We start from the raw sequence: 3,025 nt of genomic DNA on the forward strand, positions 1-3,025 counted from the left end.
GGAGTCGTAATCGCCGGAGTCGTGATATCCGGCAACGTAAACCCACCCACACCAATCGGGCTGATCGTCAACGGCGGAGTCGTAATCGCCGGAGTCGTAATGTCCGTCAACGTAAACCCACCCACACCAATCGGGCTGATCGTCAACGGCGGCGTGACGATGTCGGGCAACGTGAACCCGCCCACCCCGATGGGGCTGATCGTCAACGGCGGCGTCGTGATCGCCGGAGTCGTAATGTCCGGCAACGCAAACCCGCTCACCCCAATCGGGCTGATCGTCAACGGCGGCGTGGTGATCGCCGGCGTCGTGATCGCCGGCAACGCAAACCCGCCCACTCCAATCGGGCTGATCGTCAACGGCGGGGTGACGATGTTCGGCAACGTGAACCCGCCCACCCCGATCGGGCTGATCGTCAACGGCGGCGTGGTGATCGCCGGCGTCGTGATCGCCGGCAACGCAAACCCGCCCACCCCAATCGGATTGATCGTCAATGCCGGCGTCGTGATGTCCGGCAGCGTGAACCCGCCCACGCCGATCGGGCTGATCGTCAAGGGCGGCGTGGTGATCGCCGGAGTCGTGATATCCGGCAACGCAAACCCGCCCACCCCGATGGGGCTGATCGTCAACGGCGGCGTCGTGATCGCCGGGGTGGTGATCGCCGGCAAGGCGAACCCGCTCACCCCAATCGGATTGATCGTCAATGCCGGCGTCGTGATGTCCGGCAGCGTGAACCCGCCCACGCCGATCGGGCTGATCGTCAACGGCGGCGTGGTGATCGCCGGAGTCGTGATATCCGGCAGACTGAAGCCGCTCACGCCGATCGGATTGATCGTCAATGGCGGAGTGACGATGTCGGGCAACGCGAACCCGCCCACACCGATGGGGTTGATCGTCAACGGCGGAGTCGTGATCGCCGGAGTGGTGATCGCAGGCAGGTCGAAGCCACCCACTGCGATCGGGTCGATCGTCAACGCCGGGGTCGTGATGTCGGGCAACGACAACGCACCGACACCGATCGGGTTGATCGTCAGCGCCGGAGTCGAGAACGCCGGAGTCGTGATATCCGGCAACGACAACGCCCCCACACCAATCGGATTGATCGACAACGCCGGAGTCGAGAACGCCGGAGTCGTGATATCCGGCAACGACAACGCCCCCACACCAATCGGATTAATCGTCAACGCCGGAGTGGTGATCGCCTGGGTGGTGAGCTGCGGCGTGCTGAAGCCGCCGACCGCGATATTTCCGACGCTGAACCCTGGAATCGTGAGAGGCACGGTGTTGATCTCGGGCAGGGTAAACGACCCGACGGTGATCGGCGGAATAGTGAACCCACCGAGGACAACGCTGGTGGTGAACGGGGGAACGTAGAAGGTCTTGATTCGAAGGGTCAAGCCTTGGCTCGCGATGGGCCCAACTTGCAGATATGCACCGGGGCCACCTGAATTCGGCGCAGAACCTGGGCCGTTGGTACCCCCACCAATCTGCGGGATCACCCCAGCCACACCTGTTTGCAAGAAGGTGGTGTTGTTAGGCAGGAATGCGACAAAAGGAATAGTGATAGAAGGCGTCGCGAAATCAAACGGAATAACGACTTCGGGGGTCCAGAAGCCTCCGCCACCGCCACCTACCGTTATTGCGCTGATCGTAGTTTGGGGCACACTCATTGCCGGCAGACTAAACGCACTAATGGTAGTGCCCGCGGCGATATTCACTGGTGGAATAGTTATGGGCGGGATACCCACCGAGGGCAGCAAAAATGTTTCGACGGCGATCGGCGGAATGGTAATCGGCGGAATGGTCAGGGACGGCACCGCAAGTGTCGGCAGGTTGAACGCACCCAACGCCGTACCCGCCGGAATCGACACCGACGGCACCGTTACCGGCGGCACCGACAACGTCGGCAAATTGAACGCACCCAACGCCGTACCCGCCGGAATCGACACCGACGGCACGGTCACCGGCGGCACCGACAACGTCGGCAAATTAAACGCACCCAACGCCGTACCCGCCGGAATCGACACCGACGGCACCGACAACGCCGGCAAGTCAAACGCACCCAACGCCGTACCCGCCGGAATCGACACCGACGGAATCGTCACCGGCGGCACCGACAACGTCGGCAAATTGAACGCACCCAACGCCGTACCCGCCGGAATCGACACCGACGGAATCGTCACCGGCGGCACCGACAACGTCGGCAAATTGAACGCACCCAACGCCGTCCCGGCCGGAATGCTCAACGACGGCACCGTCAAGGCCGGCAGATCAAAGGCACCTAGCGCCGTCCCGGCCGGAATCGTCAGGGATGGAATCGTCAACGACGGCACGGTCAAAGTCGGCAGGTTGAAGGCACCTAACGCCGTCCCCGCCGGGATGCTCAGCGACGGCACCGACAATGTCGGCAGATCAAACGCGCCCAGAGCCGTGCCCGCCGGAATGTTCAACGACGGAATCGTCAACGACGGCACCGTCAACGTCGGCAGATTGAAGGCACCCAAGGCCGTCCCCGCCGGGATGCTCAACGACGGAATCGTCAGCGACGGCAGATCAAACGCACCCAGAGCCGTGCCCGCCGGAATGTTCAACGACGGAATCGTCAACGACGGCACCGACAACGTCGGCAAATCAAACGCACCCAGAGCCGTCCCAGCCGGAATCGACACCGACGGAATCGTCAACGACGGCACCGACAACGTCGGCAGGTTGAAGGCGCCCAACGCTGTGCCCGCCGGGATCGTCAACGACGGCACCGTCAAAGACGGCAGATCAAATGCGCCCAGAGCCGTCCCGGCCGGAATCGTCAGGGACGGGATGGTCAACGACGGCACGGTCAACGTCGGCAGGTTGAAGGCGCCCAACGCTGTGCCCGCCGGGATGCTCAACGACGGCACCGTCAAAGACGGCAGATCAAACGCACCCAGAGCCGTCCCCGCCGGAATGCTCACCGACGGAATCGTCAACGACGGCACCGACAACGTCGGCAAATCAAACGCACCCAGAGCCGTCCCGGCCGGAATCGTCA

Annotated in this window: 2 protein-coding genes; both read left to right on the top strand. The window is 63.1% G+C overall.

Annotation, left to right across the window (positions count from 1 at the left end):
• Positions 1 to 1,371, top strand: a 1,371-nt coding sequence (locus AWC08_RS14865; protein WP_085087911.1) for a hypothetical protein, incomplete at its 5' end; no start/stop codon positions are given.
• Between the two features lie 357 nt (positions 1,372 to 1,728).
• Positions 1,729 to 3,025, top strand: a 1,297-nt coding sequence (locus AWC08_RS14870; protein WP_085087914.1) for a hypothetical protein, incomplete at its 3' end; no start/stop codon positions are given.

The sequence above is a fragment of the Mycobacterium gordonae genome, from assembly GCF_002101675.1.
Classification (GTDB): domain Bacteria; phylum Actinomycetota; class Actinomycetes; order Mycobacteriales; family Mycobacteriaceae; genus Mycobacterium; species Mycobacterium gordonae.